This is a genomic window from Asticcacaulis benevestitus DSM 16100 = ATCC BAA-896 (assembly GCF_000376105.1).
Taxonomy (GTDB): Bacteria; Pseudomonadota; Alphaproteobacteria; order Caulobacterales; family Caulobacteraceae; genus Asticcacaulis; species Asticcacaulis benevestitus.
The window spans coordinates 423080-438953 of the sequence record NZ_AQWM01000002.1 but is presented as its reverse complement, the minus strand read 5'-3'; the positions used below and the strand labels follow the sequence as shown (position 1 = coordinate 438953).

Annotated in this window: 15 protein-coding genes; 12 read left to right on the top strand and 3 right to left on the bottom strand. The window is 61.1% G+C overall.

Going from position 1 to position 15874, the window contains the following annotated elements; all coding sequences use genetic code 11:
• Nucleotides 1-6 precede the first annotated feature (6 nt).
• Complete coding sequence (locus B060_RS0105495; RefSeq protein WP_018080763.1) at nucleotides 7-2835, top strand: [protein-PII] uridylyltransferase; 2829 nt, start codon at nucleotides 7-9, stop codon at nucleotides 2833-2835.
• Nucleotides 2836-2851: 16 nt separating this feature from the next.
• On the opposite strand, the gene B060_RS0105490 is transcribed toward B060_RS0105495, so the two are convergent.
• Nucleotides 2852-3112: a DUF1674 domain-containing protein gene (locus tag B060_RS0105490; RefSeq protein WP_081606797.1), complete on the bottom strand. Its 261-nt coding sequence runs from the start codon at nucleotides 3110-3112 to the stop codon at nucleotides 2852-2854.
• Between the two features lie 82 nt (nucleotides 3113-3194).
• Here B060_RS0105490 and htpX point away from each other — a divergent pair, with 82 nt between their 5' ends.
• From htpX to purH, 8 genes are all read left to right on the top strand, one after another.
• Nucleotides 3195-4103, top strand: a complete 909-nt coding sequence (gene htpX, locus B060_RS0105485) for a zinc metalloprotease HtpX (protein ID WP_018080761.1) — start codon at nucleotides 3195-3197, stop codon at nucleotides 4101-4103.
• A gap of 109 nt (nucleotides 4104-4212) precedes the next feature.
• Nucleotides 4213-4995, top strand: a complete 783-nt coding sequence (locus B060_RS0105480) for a hypothetical protein (protein ID WP_035423198.1) — start codon at nucleotides 4213-4215, stop codon at nucleotides 4993-4995.
• A 166-nt stretch (nucleotides 4996-5161) separates the two neighbouring features.
• Nucleotides 5162-6598 (top strand): RsmB/NOP family class I SAM-dependent RNA methyltransferase, encoded by a 1437-nt coding sequence (locus tag B060_RS0105475; RefSeq protein ID WP_018080759.1) that lies wholly within the window; start codon nucleotides 5162-5164, stop codon nucleotides 6596-6598.
• Between the two features lie 76 nt (nucleotides 6599-6674).
• The gene (rpe, locus tag B060_RS0105470) at nucleotides 6675-7334 is read left to right on the top strand and encodes a ribulose-phosphate 3-epimerase (protein ID WP_018080758.1); all 660 of its coding nucleotides are present in this window, start codon (nucleotides 6675-6677) and stop codon (nucleotides 7332-7334) included.
• A gap of 6 nt (nucleotides 7335-7340) precedes the next feature.
• A complete protein-coding gene (locus B060_RS0105465) occupies nucleotides 7341-9065 on the top strand; it encodes a heparinase II/III family protein (RefSeq protein ID WP_018080757.1) in 1725 nt (574 codons plus the stop codon).
• 112 nt (nucleotides 9066-9177) lie between these two features.
• A complete protein-coding gene (locus B060_RS0105460; RefSeq protein ID WP_018080756.1) occupies nucleotides 9178-9549 on the top strand; it encodes a glycine zipper 2TM domain-containing protein in 372 nt (123 codons plus the stop codon).
• A 219-nt stretch (nucleotides 9550-9768) separates the two neighbouring features.
• Nucleotides 9769-10200, top strand: a complete 432-nt coding sequence (locus B060_RS23890; protein ID WP_018080755.1) for a glycine zipper 2TM domain-containing protein — start codon at nucleotides 9769-9771, stop codon at nucleotides 10198-10200.
• 212 nt (nucleotides 10201-10412) lie between these two features.
• On the top strand, nucleotides 10413-12026 hold the full coding sequence (purH, locus tag B060_RS0105450) for a bifunctional phosphoribosylaminoimidazolecarboxamide formyltransferase/IMP cyclohydrolase (protein WP_018080754.1): 1614 nt from the start codon (nucleotides 10413-10415) through the stop codon (nucleotides 12024-12026).
• A gap of 188 nt (nucleotides 12027-12214) precedes the next feature.
• Here the strand turns inward: purH and B060_RS0105445 are convergent, their stop codons facing one another.
• Entirely contained in the window at nucleotides 12215-12811 is a 597-nt protein-coding gene (locus B060_RS0105445; RefSeq protein ID WP_018080753.1) for a nitroreductase family protein, read from the bottom strand.
• A gap of 141 nt (nucleotides 12812-12952) precedes the next feature.
• On the opposite strand from B060_RS0105445, the gene B060_RS0105440 reads away from it, so the two are divergent.
• From B060_RS0105440 to B060_RS0105430, 3 genes are read left to right on the top strand one after another with little or no spacing between them, the layout of a single operon-like run.
• Nucleotides 12953-13711: a dienelactone hydrolase family protein gene (locus B060_RS0105440; protein WP_018080752.1), complete on the top strand. Its 759-nt coding sequence runs from the start codon at nucleotides 12953-12955 to the stop codon at nucleotides 13709-13711.
• Nucleotides 13712-13757: 46 nt separating this feature from the next.
• The gene (locus B060_RS0105435) at nucleotides 13758-14537 is read left to right on the top strand and encodes a dienelactone hydrolase family protein (RefSeq protein WP_018080751.1); all 780 of its coding nucleotides are present in this window, start codon (nucleotides 13758-13760) and stop codon (nucleotides 14535-14537) included.
• A gap of 5 nt (nucleotides 14538-14542) precedes the next feature.
• On the top strand, nucleotides 14543-15304 hold the full coding sequence (locus tag B060_RS0105430) for a dienelactone hydrolase family protein (protein WP_018080750.1): 762 nt from the start codon (nucleotides 14543-14545) through the stop codon (nucleotides 15302-15304).
• A gap of 1 nt (nucleotide 15305) precedes the next feature.
• On the opposite strand, the gene B060_RS0105425 is transcribed toward B060_RS0105430, so the two are convergent.
• A complete protein-coding gene (locus tag B060_RS0105425; RefSeq protein WP_018080749.1) occupies nucleotides 15306-15842 on the bottom strand; it encodes a copper chaperone PCu(A)C in 537 nt (178 codons plus the stop codon).
• Nucleotides 15843-15874: the final 32 nt, after the last annotated feature.

Sequence of the window (15874 nt, the reverse complement as noted above, 5' to 3'; positions counted from 1 at the left end):
GCCTTTATGAGTGAATCGCCTCCCATGCTAACCGTCACGCATCCCCTGGCTCCTGCCTATCGCATCGACGGCGCACAATTGCGGGCGGCGCTGACGGAGGCCTATGAGAACTCAAGCGGCGACACGCTCGACCTGCGCCGCCGCGCCGTGACCATCCTCAAGGAAGCCCTCGACCTTAGCCGCGCCACCGTGCTCGACCGCATGAGTGAGAACAAGGGCGGCTACGCCACCGCCAAGGCGCTGGCCAAATGCACCGACGAGGTCATCTCGGCCCTGTGGGACTTCACCCTCACCCACGTCTATCGCGCCCGCAACCCCACCGAAGGCGAACGCCTCAGCCTGCTGGCCGTGGGCGGCTACGGCCGTGGCGAACTGGCGCCCTATTCCGATCTCGACCTTCTCTTTCTGCGTGCCTGGAAAGAGACCTCGCACTCGGAATCGGTCATCGAATTCATCCTCTACACGCTGTGGGATCTTGGCCTGAAGGTCGGCCACGCGTCGCGCACGGTCGAGGAAACCATCAAATACGCCAAGGGCGACCATACCATCATGACGGCGGTGCTGGAGCATCGCCTGATCGCCGGCGACAAGGACCTGGCGAAGGATCTCGACGAGCGCCTGACCCATGACGGCCTGAAATCGCATGCCTTCGACTTCGTCGCCGCCAAGCTGGAAGAACGCGACGCCCGCCACATCAAGGCCGGCACCACGCGCTTCGTGGTCGAGCCCAACATCAAGGAAGGCAAGGGGGGCTTGCGCGACCTGCACACCCTCTACTGGATCGCCCAATATCTCGCCGGTGGCGCCGGCAAGGATTCGACCGTCCTCAACGCCATCCTGACCGACAAGGAACGCGGCATTTTCATGCGCGCCTTCGATTTCCTGTGGAAGGTCCGCATCCTGATGCACACCGCCGCCGGTCGCGGTGAAGAGCGCCTGTCGTTTGATCTCCAGCCGGAAATCGCCCGCCGCATGGGCTTTATCGACCGTGAGGGCGAGCCCAATGTCGAGCGCTTCATGCGCCGCTATTTCGTGACGGCCAAGGAGGTGGGCGCGCTCACCCGCACCTTCTGCACCAAGCTGGAAACCCAGCAGGCCAAGCCGCTGACCCGCCTGTCGAACCTGATCCAGTCCGGCATCATGAACCTGACCAAGGGCGATCATCCGGGCTTCGTGGTCACCAATGGTCGCCTCAGCGTCAACAGCGCCGACATCTTCCAGAAGTCGCCGGTGGCGATGTTCATGCTGTTCAAGATGGCCGATCGCCTCGATCTCGACCTGCATCCCGACGCCTTCACCGCCGTGGCGCGTAATCTCGATCTGGTGACGCCGACCCTGCGCCGTAACCCGGAAGCCGCCAAGCTGTTCCTCGATCTTCTGGTACGCGGCAAGAACCCCTACCGCACCCTGTCGCTGATGTCGGAAACCGGCTTGCTCGGTCGCTATATCCCTGAATTCGGCCGCATCGTCGCGCAAACCCAGTTCAACATGTATCACGCCTATACGGTCGATGAGCACACCCTGCGCGCCGTCGATATCATCCACGGCATCGATACCGGCCGCTTCAAGGACGAGCATCCGCTATCCAGCGTGATCATGCCGCAGATCACCGACAAGGAAAGCCTCTACCTCGCCATGCTGCTGCACGACACCGGCAAGGGCAACGAACTGGGGCAGGAAATCGGCGGCGAGATCGCGGCGCGCAAGGCCTGCGAACGGCTGGGGCTCGAACAGTGGAAGATCGATCAGGTCGCCTGGCTCGTGCGTCACCATCTCGTGCTGTCGGACTATGCGCAAAAACGCGATGTCTCCGATCCACAGACCGTGGCGTCGTTCGCCCATATCGTCGAGACGCCGGAACGCCTGCGCCTGCTTCTGGTGCTGACCGTAGCTGATATCCGCGCGGTCGGGCCGGGCGTGTGGAACGCCTGGAAAGGCCAGTTGATGCGCGATCTCGTCTCGGCCACCGAGTCGGCCTTCCGGGGCGGACGCGGCGGCGACACTGTGGCGCGCGTCCGTCAGGATCTGGCCGAGCGCGCCGATGAACGCCGTATCGCGCTCAGCGAAAACAATGCCGACATGGCCGCCTGGCTGAAAACCATGGACGAGTCCTATCTGTTTTCCTTCTCGCCGGAAGAGATCAACAACCACGCCGCCCTTGTCCGGAGCGCCACCGATGCCGCGCCGGCGGTGCGGGCGCGTATCGACACCTTGCGCCACGCCACGGCCTTCTCGGTCTCGGCCGAAGACCGCACAGGCCTGTTCGCCGATCTGTCGCGCGCCTTCGCCAATCTTGGCGGCAACGTCGTCGGCGCGCAGGTCTTCACCTCATCGGACGGCAAGGCGCTCGACGTCTTCTATGTGCAGGATTCGACCGGCATGCCATTCGCCCACGATGACGCACCACGCCAGAAACACGCCGAAACCGCCTTGCAGGCTGCCGCGCGCGGTCAGTTGCCCGAAGCCCTGACGTGGAAATCGGCCATGCCGTCGCGCACCGCCGCCTTCGCCATCGCGCCCACCGTGTCCTTCGATGAGGACAGCAACGCCAATGTCACCATTGTCGAGGTGTCGGGACGTGACCGTCCCGGTTTGCTGGCCGATCTCGTCGAGGTCATGGCCAGGGCGCATATCGATATCGCCTCCGCCCACATTGATTGTTACGGCGAGCGCGCGGTCGATGCCTTCTATGTCGCTGACCACTATCGCAAGTCCCAGCTTAGCGGCGGTCTGAAACAGACGCTGAAAAAGCAGTTGCTGACCGTGCTCGATAAACCGTCGCAAGCGCCCAACAAGCGCAATCTGGCGCGGGCCAAGGCGTCTCTGGCGCGCTGACCATAAGCCTCCGTGATCAGAAATCGACGGCGATGCCCTTGCGTTCCCAATCGCCATAGCGCGTGGGCTCAGGGCCGTTGGGGCCGCCCTCCTCGATGGCGCGGGCGATCTCGGCCTCTTCCTGCGCGCGACGCTCTGCGGCCTCAGCCAGGGCGCGCTTGGCGGCGGGCGTCAGCACCTTCTTCGTTTCGAGCGCGCTGAGATCGTTCAGTTTCTCGACCGGGGGCGTTAGTGGGGTCGGGGGCGTTAGTGGGGTCGGGGGCGTTTCAGATGACATTTTCGTAACCGTCTTGCGTGTAAGGGCGCGGATTTCCATATCTTAAGCTCCAATTCGCTTATTCTCAAGGAGCCACACGTAAATGAACCCGTTCAAGACCTATCTTCTGCTGGCCGCGCTGACAGCGCTGTTCGGCGTGATCGGCCTGATGCTCGGCGGCCCCACCGGCATGCTGATCGCGCTTGCGCTCGCCGTGGCGATGAACCTGTTCGCCTACTGGAATTCCGACAAGGCCGTGCTGCGCATGTATGGCGCGCAAGCCGTTGATCCCCGCACCACCAATGGCCTGCTGCGCGCCTATTACGATGACGTGGCGGACTTAAGCCGTCGCGCTGGCCTGCCCACGCCGGCGGTCTATATCATGCAGAGCGACCAGCCGAACGCCTTTGCCACCGGCCGCGATCCGGAGCACGCCGCCGTCGCCGCCACCACCGGCCTGTTGCAGATGCTGGAGCACGATGAGATTCGCGGCGTCATGGCGCACGAACTGGCACACGTCAAAAACCGCGACACCCTGACCATGACGATCACCGCCACGCTGGCCGGCGCCATCTCGTCACTGGCCAATTTCGCCATGTTCTTCGGTGGTTCGCGCGATGACGAGGATGGCCACAACAACATCATCGTCGTGATCCTGATGGCGGTGCTGGCGCCCTTCGCCGCCATGGTGGTGCAGATGGCGATTTCGCGCACCCGTGAATATGCCGCCGATCGCATGGGTGGTGAAATTTCCGGAGACCCGGAAGCTTTGGCGCGGGCGTTGAAAAAGATCGAATCCTATGCGCGCGGCACGGTCAATCACGGTGCCGAACGCAATCCGGCCTCGGCCCATATGTTCATCATCAACCCGTTAAGCGGTCGCGGCATGGACAATCTGTTCTCGACCCACCCGGCGACGGACAACCGCGTCAAGGCGCTGATCGCCCTGGGTATGGATATGAAGCGCCGGAGTACGTCTTACGGCCAGACGAGTGTGCCGACAGTTCGGTAAAGGGTTTTTAAAGATAGTCTGAATTGCTTATCCCGAAAAGGAAGTACCGCTATGACGATAAAGCTATGGCCGTCTTGCGAATAGCCTGATCAATGCAGATAATGGCGAAATGACAAGCCAGCCATATATACATCCCTCTTTTCCGCAGCCTGAAGATTCATCACAAATCATCTGGCGATATATGGACGCGGAAAAATTCCGTTGGTTGTTGGAGCACGAGCGCTTATTCATGCCCACAGCGGACACCTTGGGCGACCCCCTTGAAGGCTCAACACCGCCCGGAGAAATTGATTGGTGGCAACGTGAAGCAGAAAACGCAACGAGCGAAGAAGCACGTGCAACCGTCGCGCATAATCGGGCATTTTTCGCGCATTTTTCTGAGAAATTGCGTAGCCACTACTATGTATCTTGTTGGCATATGAATGCGCATGAGAACTATTCAATGTGGCAGTGTTATACAAAGGTGAATGAAGCTGTAGCAATCAAAACAACGTATGCTGCTTTGAGAGAGGTGCTTCCAAGTCTGGCATTGATGGGGATCATTCGATACATTGACTATGCGTCTGACCGACTCCCTTACGGTAATATGTTTGAACACATCATGCATAAGGACGCCTATTATCGATATGAAGCGGAAGCGCGAGCAATAGTTGTTCCTCCGCCCACTACGGAACTGGGCTTAAATGAATTTTTAGTCGACCACTTCCGTCGGACTGAGGAAGAGAGTTTTCGCGTTTATGCTCCGCGAATTGATATTTGCAAGCTAATCCAAGGTATCGTTTTGCATCCCAAGGTGCCAGATGCTTTTGCGGCGGAAGTACGTGATATCTGCTCAACGAAAGGGTTGCCGGAACCAGAGTTGTCACGAGGAACGAAGAAGGCCGTTTACTAGCTCTGCGTCCCAACATCCTGCAGCATAAATTCAAGGCAGAACTACAAGCGCGAAAAATGTAGGTGGCCATCTGTGGATACCCCTTAACCTTTCAAAGGTTGACGCACACCCCTTCGGAGCCATATAGGACGCAACCTTCCCAAGCATCTTAGAAAGCGCGCCCCTTATGGCCCCGAACAGACCTCCCGCCGGCAAACCCACCTTCCAGCGCAAGCTCGTCAAACGCCCGCCGTCGAAAGGCATGGCCGCCAAGATCGCCGCCAAGCAAGCGCCGATCCAGCATCCCGAACCGACCGTGAATACCGACGACGACGGCGATATCGGCATGAACGCCCGCATCGCCGCCATGAGCCTGATCGATGCGGCCCTGACCAAGCGCTCCGGTTTCGACGAGGCCGTGACGCGCGCCGAATTTCTTTCCTTGAGCGAAGGCGAACGCGCCTTTGCCCGCGCCATGGCCCTGCTGGTGCTGCGCCGTCTGGGTCAGCTCGATCACATCATCGAGAAGAAGACCAAGAAACTGCCGTCCGCCGCCGTCTGCGATCTGTTGCGCGTTGGTCTGGTGCAGATCGGCTTTATGAACGTGCCCGATTTTGCCGCCGTCTCCACCACGGTCAAACTGGCCGAGCGCGCCTCCAACACCCGCCCGTTCAAGGGCCTGATCAATGCCATTCTGCGCGGCGTTATCCGCGAAGGCGGCCTGCCGCCGGTGATCGCGTCGCGTCTGGCGCCCGACTGGCTCTATGCCCGCTGGAAGGCGGCTTACGGCGAGGACAACGCCAACGGCATCGCCTACATGCTGACCGAGGAACCCGCCACCGATCTCAGCTTCAAGACCTCAGAGGATATGGCCGCCCACAAGGACGCGCTCGAAGGCACCGATCTCGGCGGCCTCACCCTGCGCAGCGCCCTGCGCGGCGATGTGCGCGAATGGTCCGGCTATGACGATGGCGTCTGGTGGGTGCAGGATGCCGCCGCGGTGGCCGCCGTCAATATTCTCGGCGACATCAAGGGCAGGACGGCCATTGATCTGTGCGCCGCGCCCGGCGGCAAGACCATGCAGATGCTGAGCCGCGGCGCGTCCGTGGTGGCGCTCGATCGCTCGAAGAACCGCCTCAAGCGCGTCGAGGAAAATCTCGAACGCACGAAGCTTTCCGCCGAAATCCAGATGGCCGACGCCGAAAGCTTCGAGGACAATCGCAAGTTTGACATCGTGCTGCTCGATGCGCCGTGTTCGGCCACCGGCACCCTGCGCCGCCAGCCGGATGTGCTGTGGGGCACCAAGCCGGCCGATATCGCCAAGCTGGCCGATGTGCAGCATCGCCTGCTCGATTCCGCCGCGAAGCGCGTCAAGACCGGCGGCGATCTGGTCTATTGCACCTGTTCGCTGGAACGCGAAGAGGGCGAGACCCAGGTCCTGGCCTTCCTGCGCCGCAATAAAGATTTCGTGCTGAACATGGTTTCGCCGGAAAGTGCTGCTGAACTCGGCATTCCGGCGGACTCGGTACGTGAAGAAGGCTGGCTGCGCCTGTTACCGCACCAGCGCCCCGGTGGTCAGGACGGTTTCTTTATCGCCCGCCTCAGCCGCCAACCCGGCCAATAAGAGTTGACCACCTCCACACAAGCGCTTTAAGCACTGAAGAGCGCTTTTTGGCTCAAAATCCGCGAGTATCCCGATCATGACCACGCCCCTGATTTGCCCGTCCATCCTGGCCTCCGACTTCTCCAAGCTTGGCGAAGAAGTGCGGGCCATCACCGAAGCGGGCGCCGACTGGGTCCATATCGATGTCATGGACGGCCATTTCGTGCCCAATATCACCATCGGGCCGGACGTGGTGAAGGCCCTGCGGCCACACTCGAACCTGCCGTTCGATTGCCACCTGATGATCTCGCCGGTCGATAGTTTCCTTGAGGCCTTCCGCAATGCCGGTGCTGACTATATCAGCCTGCATCCGGAAGCCGGCCCGCACCTGCATCGCTCCTTGAAATATATCCGCCAGTTGGGCGCCAAGGCCGGCGTTGTGCTCAATCCGGCCACGCCGGTTGAGATCCTTGACTGGGTGATGGACGATATCGATCTGGTGCTGGTGATGAGCGTCAATCCGGGTTTCGGTGGCCAGAGCTTTATCGATGGCCAGTTGAAGAAGATCGAGGTCATCCGCAAGAAGCTCGATGCCGTCGGGCACCACGCTATTCTGCAGGTCGATGGCGGCGTCAATGCGGCCAATGCTCACCTCTGCGTCGAGGCCGGCGCCACGGCCATGGTCGCCGGAACCGCGGTCTTCAAGGGCGGGCCTTCGGCTTACGCGGCTAACATCAAGCAGCTTAAAGGACTTTGAGCTCAGATGCAGGCCTATGAGTCGACCCCGCTTGCCGATGTGATCAAAGCCGCGACGCCCTGGCAAAAGGTCGTTGGGGCGTGGTTGCGCAAGCAGGCCGGGGCCGAACTTTTCGGGATGCCGGGCTATCGCCTGACGCTGAAAGGCCGCGTGCCCGATGGTTTTCTGGCCGCGCCGCACGATGGCCGACCCGCCAACGCCCTGGCCGGCAAGGCCATTCTCTCCGGCCGTTTTGCGCTGGCCAATGCGCGCATGAGCGTGCAGGGCTCCGGCGATCCGTGGAACCGTCCGTCACCGACCCGCGCCTTCGCCCTCGAACTGCACCGCTTCTCGTGGCTCTCCGACCTGATGACGCAGGGCGATGACGGCGCACGCGAGGCCATGCGCCTGTTCCTGTTGTGGCAGAGCACCTTCCGGAGCTGGACGCCCTTTACCTGGGGCGAGGAAGTCCTGCCGCGCCGCCTGATCAACCTCGCCATCCATACCCGCCGCATGGCCGCCGTGTCGCGCCCGGAAGAGGTGCATCTCCTGTCGCAATCTCTGGCCGAACAGGGTCGCCACCTGCTGCGCCTGCACCAGAACGCCGCCCATCAGGCCAGCCGCGCCGTGGCGCTGGTGGCAGTCGGCTGCGTATTGTCGGGCGGGGTCGGCGATGCCTTCCGCAAGAAGGGTCTGAAACGCCTGCCGCGCGCCTTGCGCAAGGCCATGCTGAGCGATGGCAGCCATGCCTCACGCAGTCCGCAGCAGGGGCTGGAACTGCTGTACGACCTGCTGCTGCTGATCGATGGCCTGAGCCAGCGCAGCCAGGCGGTGCCCGATTACATCGAGCAGCATATCGACCGCCTTTCGCGTTTTGTCCGCACGCTTAGCCACCCGGATGGCAGTCTGGTCGCTTTCCAGGGTTCGGAATCGCTGCTGGAAGACCAGATCGCGCCGGCCATGATCCAGACCGAAGCCAGCGCCTCCAATTTGCCGACTGTGCTCGAACAGGGCCGCTATCACTGTATGCTCGGCCGGTCTTTAAGCGTCTATGTCGATACCGGCGAGGCCAAGGCCGGCGATTTCGGCTTTGCCGCCTGTGACTATCCGATGAGCTTCGAGGTCTCTGGCGGGCGTGACAAGCTGATCGTGTTGCCCGGCTGGTCACCGGCGCAGTCCGATCGTGAGGCCTTTCGTGTGATTGGCGGGGCCAATACCTTAAGCATCGGCGATGAAGTCATCCTCAAGCCGCTGTCGGGCAAGTTCGGCGAACTGCTGCACTTCACGCTGGAGGGTCTGCGTTACAAGGTGCGCAGCCGCCGCGTCGAGGCCGAGGAATCCGGCACCCTGCTGGAGATGGAGCACGAGGGCTGGCGGCCGAAGTTTGGCGTCAAGCACGAGCGCCGCCTCTATGTCGATGCCCTGCGTGACGAACTGCGCGGCGAAGAACGCCTTACGCCGATCGCCAGCAAGAACAAGAACCTGCCGCTCAACGCCAACTACACGGTGCGCTTCCTGCTCCATCCGGAGGTTCAGGCCTCAATGGCGCGCGACAAGAAAAGCATCCTGCTGCGCGGTCCCGGTGGCCGTGGTTGGTGGCTGCGCCATGACGCCCGTGATGTGACGCTCGATGAGGGCATGGTGTTTGAAAAGGGCACGGCGCGCAAGACCACCCTGATCACCCTGCATGGCGCCGCCCGCTTAGATACGGTGACGCGCCTGCGCTGGAAGCTGTCTCCGGCCGAGGCGTGACGCCACGTCTTTACGGGATGACACTATTCTCCTGACTGCATCCTTATATCGCAAAACGGATACTCGCGTCTAAATCCGCACGCTGCTAGGTGCGTACCTAAGGAGTATTGTCATGTCACGCTTTCTGAAAACTACCGCCGCCGCCCTGGTTACTCTGGGCCTTGTCGCCGGCACCGCCGCGATCCCTTCGGTCTCGCAGGCCTATCCGCAATATCGCTGCAAGTATGAGCAAAAGCAGTCCGGCCAGAAGGGCGCGGTCGTCGGCGCCATCGCAGGCGGCCTGATCGGCAGCCAGATCTCCAAGAATGAGCGCGGCCTCGGCACGGTCGGCGGCGCGGTGGCCGGCGGCCTGATTGGCAACAAGGTCGGCAAGAACAGCGCCAAGAAGCGTTGCGTCGATGAAGAGGCTTATCGCACGCGCACGGTCTACGAGACCGACAAGCATGGTCGCCGCCACAAGGTCGTTTATCGCTACGTTCGCTAAAATAATTTTAGACGACCCTATAGAAAAAGGCCTCGCTGATCTCAGTGGGGCCTTTTTCCGTAAGGATGACAGCCCTGTCTAAGCGCTTCAAAAATAAATGCTTTCCTGAACAGGCATGAACGAAGCCGTCAAATCCCGTTCAGGTTCAGGGGGCTATAACTGTCCTCATGAACGGCACATCGGATCAACCGGTCGCCACAGACACGAAGGACTAAAGTTATGAGCAAGATCATCACATCGACTATGAAAACTTTTGGGGCCGCCATCGTTTCGACCGGCCTGATCATCGGTTCCACCGCGGCTGTCATGGCCCCGACCTCGGCTTCGGCCCGCACCACCTATCAGTGCGAGGTCACCAAGTCGAACAGCGCCAAGACCGGCGCCATCCTCGGCGCTCTGGCCGGCGGTTTGCTGGGCAGCCAGGTGGCCAAGAATGAAAAGGGTCTGGGCGCAGTCGGCGGTGCTGTTGTCGGTGGCCTGCTGGGCAACAAGCTCGGCAAGGACCAGGGCAAGGACACCTGTAACAAGGCCGAAGCCGCCATGGAACGCCAGCGTTATGAGGACCGCAACTACGGTTACCGCAGCCAGCCGGTTCGCTACAACAGCTACAAGCACTACAGCAATGGTGATCGCTACGGGTCTCGCTACTAAATACCCCCGGTAGTTTGAGATCGCGATGACCAGCGAGGCCTCCGCCGTGCTCACCCACGGCGGAGGTTTTGTTATGAGTCTTTGGGCCGCGCTCACCCACGGCGGGGGTTTTGTCATATGTGTTCGCAGCTTGTTATCCCGCTGGCCTAGGCAAATGTGACGGGTTCGTGTACATGCGGGGCAAATTTCCTCCCCCCACATACGGATAGCCCATGCCCGCCGCTCCTCATTTTCCACCCGCCGCCGATCTCGTCACCCCGAAACGCGCCCTGATCTCGCTCTCCGACAAGACCGGCCTGATCGAAGCCGCCCAAGCGCTCGTCGCGGCCGGCGTTGAACTGCTCTCGACCGGCGGCACCAAGGCAGCCCTGCAAAAGGCCAATATCGCCGTCAAGGACGTGGCCGACGTTACCGGCTTTCCGGAAATGATGGATGGTCGCGTCAAGACGCTTCATCCTAAAGTGCACGGCGCGCTACTCGCCTATCGTGATGCCCCCGAACACGCGCAGGCGCTGAAAGACCACGACATCCAGCCGATCGATATCGTCTGGATCGACCTCTATCCGTTCGAGGCCACCATCGCCGCCGGCGGTACGTTTGAAGCCGCTATCGAAAACGTCGACATCGGCGGTCCGGCCATGATCCGCTCATCGGCTAAGAACCACCCCTATGTCAGCGTGTGCGTCGACAAGGCCGGCATGGATGATGTGCTGGCCGCCCTCAAGGACACCGGCACCACGTCGCTGGCCTTGCGCAAATCCCTGGCTGCCCGCGCCTTCGCCCGCACCGCCTCTTACGATGCCGCCGTCTCGACCTGGTTCGCCGGTCAGTTGGGCGACGCCTATCCGGAGCGCAAAACCATCGGCGCCACCCGCCTGCAAACCATGCGCTATGGTGAAAACCCGCACCAGTCCGCCGCCTTCTACAAGACCGGCGAAGATCGCCCCGGCGTCGCCACTGCCAAGCAATTGCAGGGCAAGGAACTGAGCTACAACAATGTCGCCGATACCGATGCCGCCATCGAACTGGCGTCGGAATTCGATCCCGCCGCCTCGGCCGCCTGCGTCATCGTCAAGCACGCCAATCCGTGCGGCGTCGCCACCGGCCCCGATCTTTTAACCGCCTATAAGCGCGCGCTCGAATGCGATCCGGTGTCGGCGTTTGGCGGCATCGTGGCGCTCAACCGCAAGCTCGACAAGGCGACCGCCGAAAAGATCGTCGAGGTCTTCACCGAGGTGGTGGTAGCGCCGGACGTCGATGAAGACGCCATCGCCGTGTTCGCCGCCAAGAAGAACCTGCGCCTCTTGATCACCGGCTCCCTGCCCGATCCGCTGGCCGGCGGTCAGGTGTTCCGTTCGGTGGCCGGCGGCATGCTGGTCCAGTCGCGCGACACCGCCCGCATTACCGCGGCAGATCTGAAAGTGGTCACCAAGCGCCAGCCGACCCCGGCCGAGATTGAGGACATGCTGTTCGCCTTCACCATCGCCAAGCACGTCAAGTCGAACGCCATCGTCTACGCCAAGGATGGCCGCACGGCGGGTATCGGCGCCGGTCAGATGAACCGCCGCGATTCCGCCCGCATCGCCCGCCTGCGCGCTCAGGAAGCCGCGGAAGGTCTGGGCCTGACCGAGTCGCTGGCCAAGGGTTCGGCCTGCGCCTCGGAAGCCTTCTTCCCGTTCCCCGATGGCCTGCTGGAAGCCGCTGCTGCCGGCGCCACCGCCATCATCCAGCCGGGCGGTTCGATGGGCGATCAGGCGGTGATCGACGCCGCCGACGCCGCAGGACTGGCGATGGTCTTCACCGGCGTTAGAGTTTTCAGACACTAATTCAAGTAAGATACCCCACCGCCACGCCTCAAGTGAGGCGCTTCTTGTACCTCCCTGAAAATCTTTGATTTTTGGGGAGGAGGACCATGAGCGTAGCGAAATGGTGGTGGGTTTCTTACTTCAAGCTCAACAAAAAGCCCCCTGAAGTTAAACTTCAGGGGGCTTTCTTATGGGGCGTACCTTAAAGCTTAAACCGGCGCTTTGAGGTCACCGGTGAACTTGCCCTTGAAGGCCATATCCGACAGGGCCTGACGCTGCGAAGGCGCCTCACGCGGCTGAAGGAAATCGGCCAGGGTGCTGACATCGCCCTGATAGCCAATGGCGACAGCGGCCTCGACCTTGAGGTTTTCCGGCAGTTCGAGCACGATCGGCGCCTTGTCATACTCGATGCCCGCCATGCCGTGCGCCACGAGGCCGAGCGCATGGGCTTGCAGGCTCAGCGACATAAAGGCCGAACCGGCGTCAAAGCTGTTGGTGATGTTCTGGCGCTCGCCATCAAAGGTTTTTACCGAGGTGACGAAGATCAGCGCGCCGGCATTCTTCGCCCAGCCTTCGTTGAAGGGGATCAGCAGCGATAGCAAGGTGTCGAATTCCGGCTGACCCTTCACGCCATAAAAGAAACGCCACGGCTGGAGATTGGAGGCCGACGGCGCCCAGCGCGCGGCTTCGAGAACGGTCAAAACCTGCTCTTCGGTCACCGGCTTGTCGGCGAAGGCGCGGGGTGACCAGCGCTCGGTAAACTGCGGCAGGATAGGGTAGTTCGGGGCGCGCGAAGGGGTCGTCATGGGGAAGAACTCGCTGGCTAAATATATTAAACACTGGCTTTTAGGGCCGATTTCTGATTCACCAGAGGCTGATCCTGCGGCGCACCATCAATCCGTAACTATATGTGTGACAGTTCAGGCGTTTTGCAAGGGATAAAGTGATTGCTCGATACAATTCAGCACCGATTTTCCATCCTTGAACCCTACATCACCGCCTACGGCCCCAGCGACAAGACGCCGCGCCCGACCGTTCTGCTTTTTCACGCCTGTAATGGCGTGCGCGACCATATCCACGCCTATGCCCGTCAGGCCGAGGCGCTCGGCTATCGCGCCTATGTCATCGATTCCTTCCTGCCGCGCGGCTGGGATCACCATGCCGCGATGAGTCTGGTCTGCACCGGCCTCGCCCTGCATGGCTACGAACGTTCAGGCGATGTGCTGGCGGCGATCTGGGGCCTTGGCCAGCGTCCGGAGGTCGATGCCGACCAGATCATGCTGGCCGGCTGGAGCCACGGCGGCTGGGCCATTATGGACCTGATGACCGAAAAGCTGACCCGTGACGGCGAAGCGCGCCTGAAAAACCCGACGCCAGAGCCGATGGCGGGCGTCAAGGGCGTGTTCCTCGTCTATCCGTATGTCAATTTTCCGGCGCGTTCCAATACGCATGGCTGGGAATATAATCCCAAGACACTGGCCGTTCTGGCCAAACAGGATTTTCTGACCGCGCACAGCCATGCCGATCATATCTTCAATCATTTGAAAAGCGAGGGCGTGCCGATCGAACGGCTCGATCTTGATTGCACCCATTGCTTCGATGAAGACAGCAGTCTTCATTTTGGTCCGCTAATGGCCTATGATCAGCGCAGCCATGAAAAAACAGTGGCGGCGTTCGAGGGTTTCCTGAAGGATACCTTTATCTAGGATTTCAGCGCTCAAGGGGGTTGAGCTACAAGAATGGGGGACTTACATGGATACGATGGCGCAGCGCTATGCTCTGCTGGAACCGCATATCACGGTGTACGGGCCGCAGGATGAGGTGGTCCGACCGGCGGTCGTTCTGTTTCATGGTTGCGGCGGCATGCGGCCCCACATTCACCTTTATGCGCAGGCCGTGGCCCTGACCGGTGCGCGCGCCTATGTCGTCGATAGTTTCACACCGCGTGGCTGGGATCGCAACTTTGCCGTCTCATTAATCTGCACCGGCGCGGTGTTGCAGGGCTATGAGCGTGCCGGTGATGTGCTGTCGGTGCTGTGGGGGCTTAAGCAAAGCGGCCGCGTCGATATGGATAAGGTGATCCTCACCGGTTTCAGCCATGGCGGCTGGTCGATCATGGACCTGATGACCTCACCGCTCAGCACGTCTGGCAACGTCAAGATCGCCGATCCCGATCCGGCTCTGGTCGCGCGCGTGAAGGGCCTTTTCCTCATCTATGCCTATATCAATTTTCCCGCCCGCACCAATTCGGTGCCCTGGCAGTTCAAACCCAGAACCTTTGCCGTGCTGGCGAAGAAAGATCATCTGACACCGATCAAGCATGCCGAAAAAACCCTCCTGAAATTGCAGGCGCAAGGCGTCGATGTCACCACGCTGCAACTCGACGCCACGCATGCCTTCGATGAGGAAGACAATAAGGGCATGGTGATGAGGTATGACGCCGATATCATGCAGGCCTCGCTCGAAGCCCTTCTGAGTTTCACCACCGGGCTTTTCGACCTGCCGCAAGCTTCCGAACGCGCCGCCGGTTAAAGACCATGGCGCTTGATACGCTGCACCAGCGCTTTGAGAGACTGGCGCCCCATATTCTGACCTATGGCCCGGGCGATGATCTGCCGCGCCCGGCGATTCTCCTGTTTCATGGCTGTGGCGGCATTGCCGAAAACCTGCTGATCTATTGCCAGATGGCGGCGCGAGCCGGCATCCGCGCCTATATCATCGATAGTTTCGCACCCCGCGGGTGGTCGCGCAAACACGCCTCGAACTGGGTGTGCAAGGGGCTGAAACTGCGCGGCTATGAACGTTCCGGCGATGTGCTGGCGGCGCTTTATGGTGTGTCGCAACGGCCAGATGTCGATAGGTCGCGCCTTATGCTGGCCGGCTGGAGCCACGGCGCCTGGGCCATTATGGACCTGATGACCCAAAAGCTCGACAAGCCCGGTGATGCCCGCCTCAGCGATCCGGCGGCGTCATGGCTGGATGGCGTGACGGGGCTGTTCCTCGTCTACCCCTATATCAATATCATGGCGCGCTCGGTGACGCGGCCGTGGGCGCACAAGCCGAAGACGATGGCGGTGCTGACGCTGAAGGATCACCTCGCCAGCTATCGTCATTCGCTGAAACTGGTGCGGAGTTTGCGCAAACAGGGCGTAGCGGTCGAGACCCTGACCTTCAACGCCACCCATGCCTTTGACGAAGAGGGCATCGATAAGACACGGATCATGGCCTATGACCAGGCGGCGCTGGCCTCAACCCTGGAAGCGTTTCAGGACTTCATGGCAGAAACCCTGAAAAGCTGACTTACATCTTCATGTCGCCGTGATCCATGTTACCGGACGTGCCGGTCTTGGCCAGAGGCGTGTTGGAGACGGGCATGGACAGGGTAATCGGGCCGGCCTTTTCAAATACCAGCGTGACATCGACCTTATCGCCTGCCTTGGGGCGTTCCGTCAGGCCTTCCAGCATGATGTGATTGCCGCCGGGGGCCAAGGTCAGGGTGTCGCCGGAAAGAATCTCGAAGCCGTCCTTGGCCTCGGCCATTTCCATCACTGTGCCATTCATTTTCATGGTGTGCAGGGTGCTGGTGGTGGCGCAGGTGCAGGAGGCGGAGAGCAGGCGATCGGCGGTGCTGCCCTTGTTGGCGATGGTGACGTAGGCGGCGGTGTTCGGATTGTTGCCCAGGGCCGCGCGCATGGCGTAGTCGGTCATGTTGAGGCTGGCCTTGACCACCTCGCCGCTGGCATCGCTGGTAGACGAGACCGTGGTGGTCTCCTTAGCTTTGTCGCAAGCGGTGAGTGCGAGGGCCGCGCCCACGAAAACCAATGCCAGTTTCTTCATGTCCGTTCCCTTTATGTAACGGGGTGGAGGGG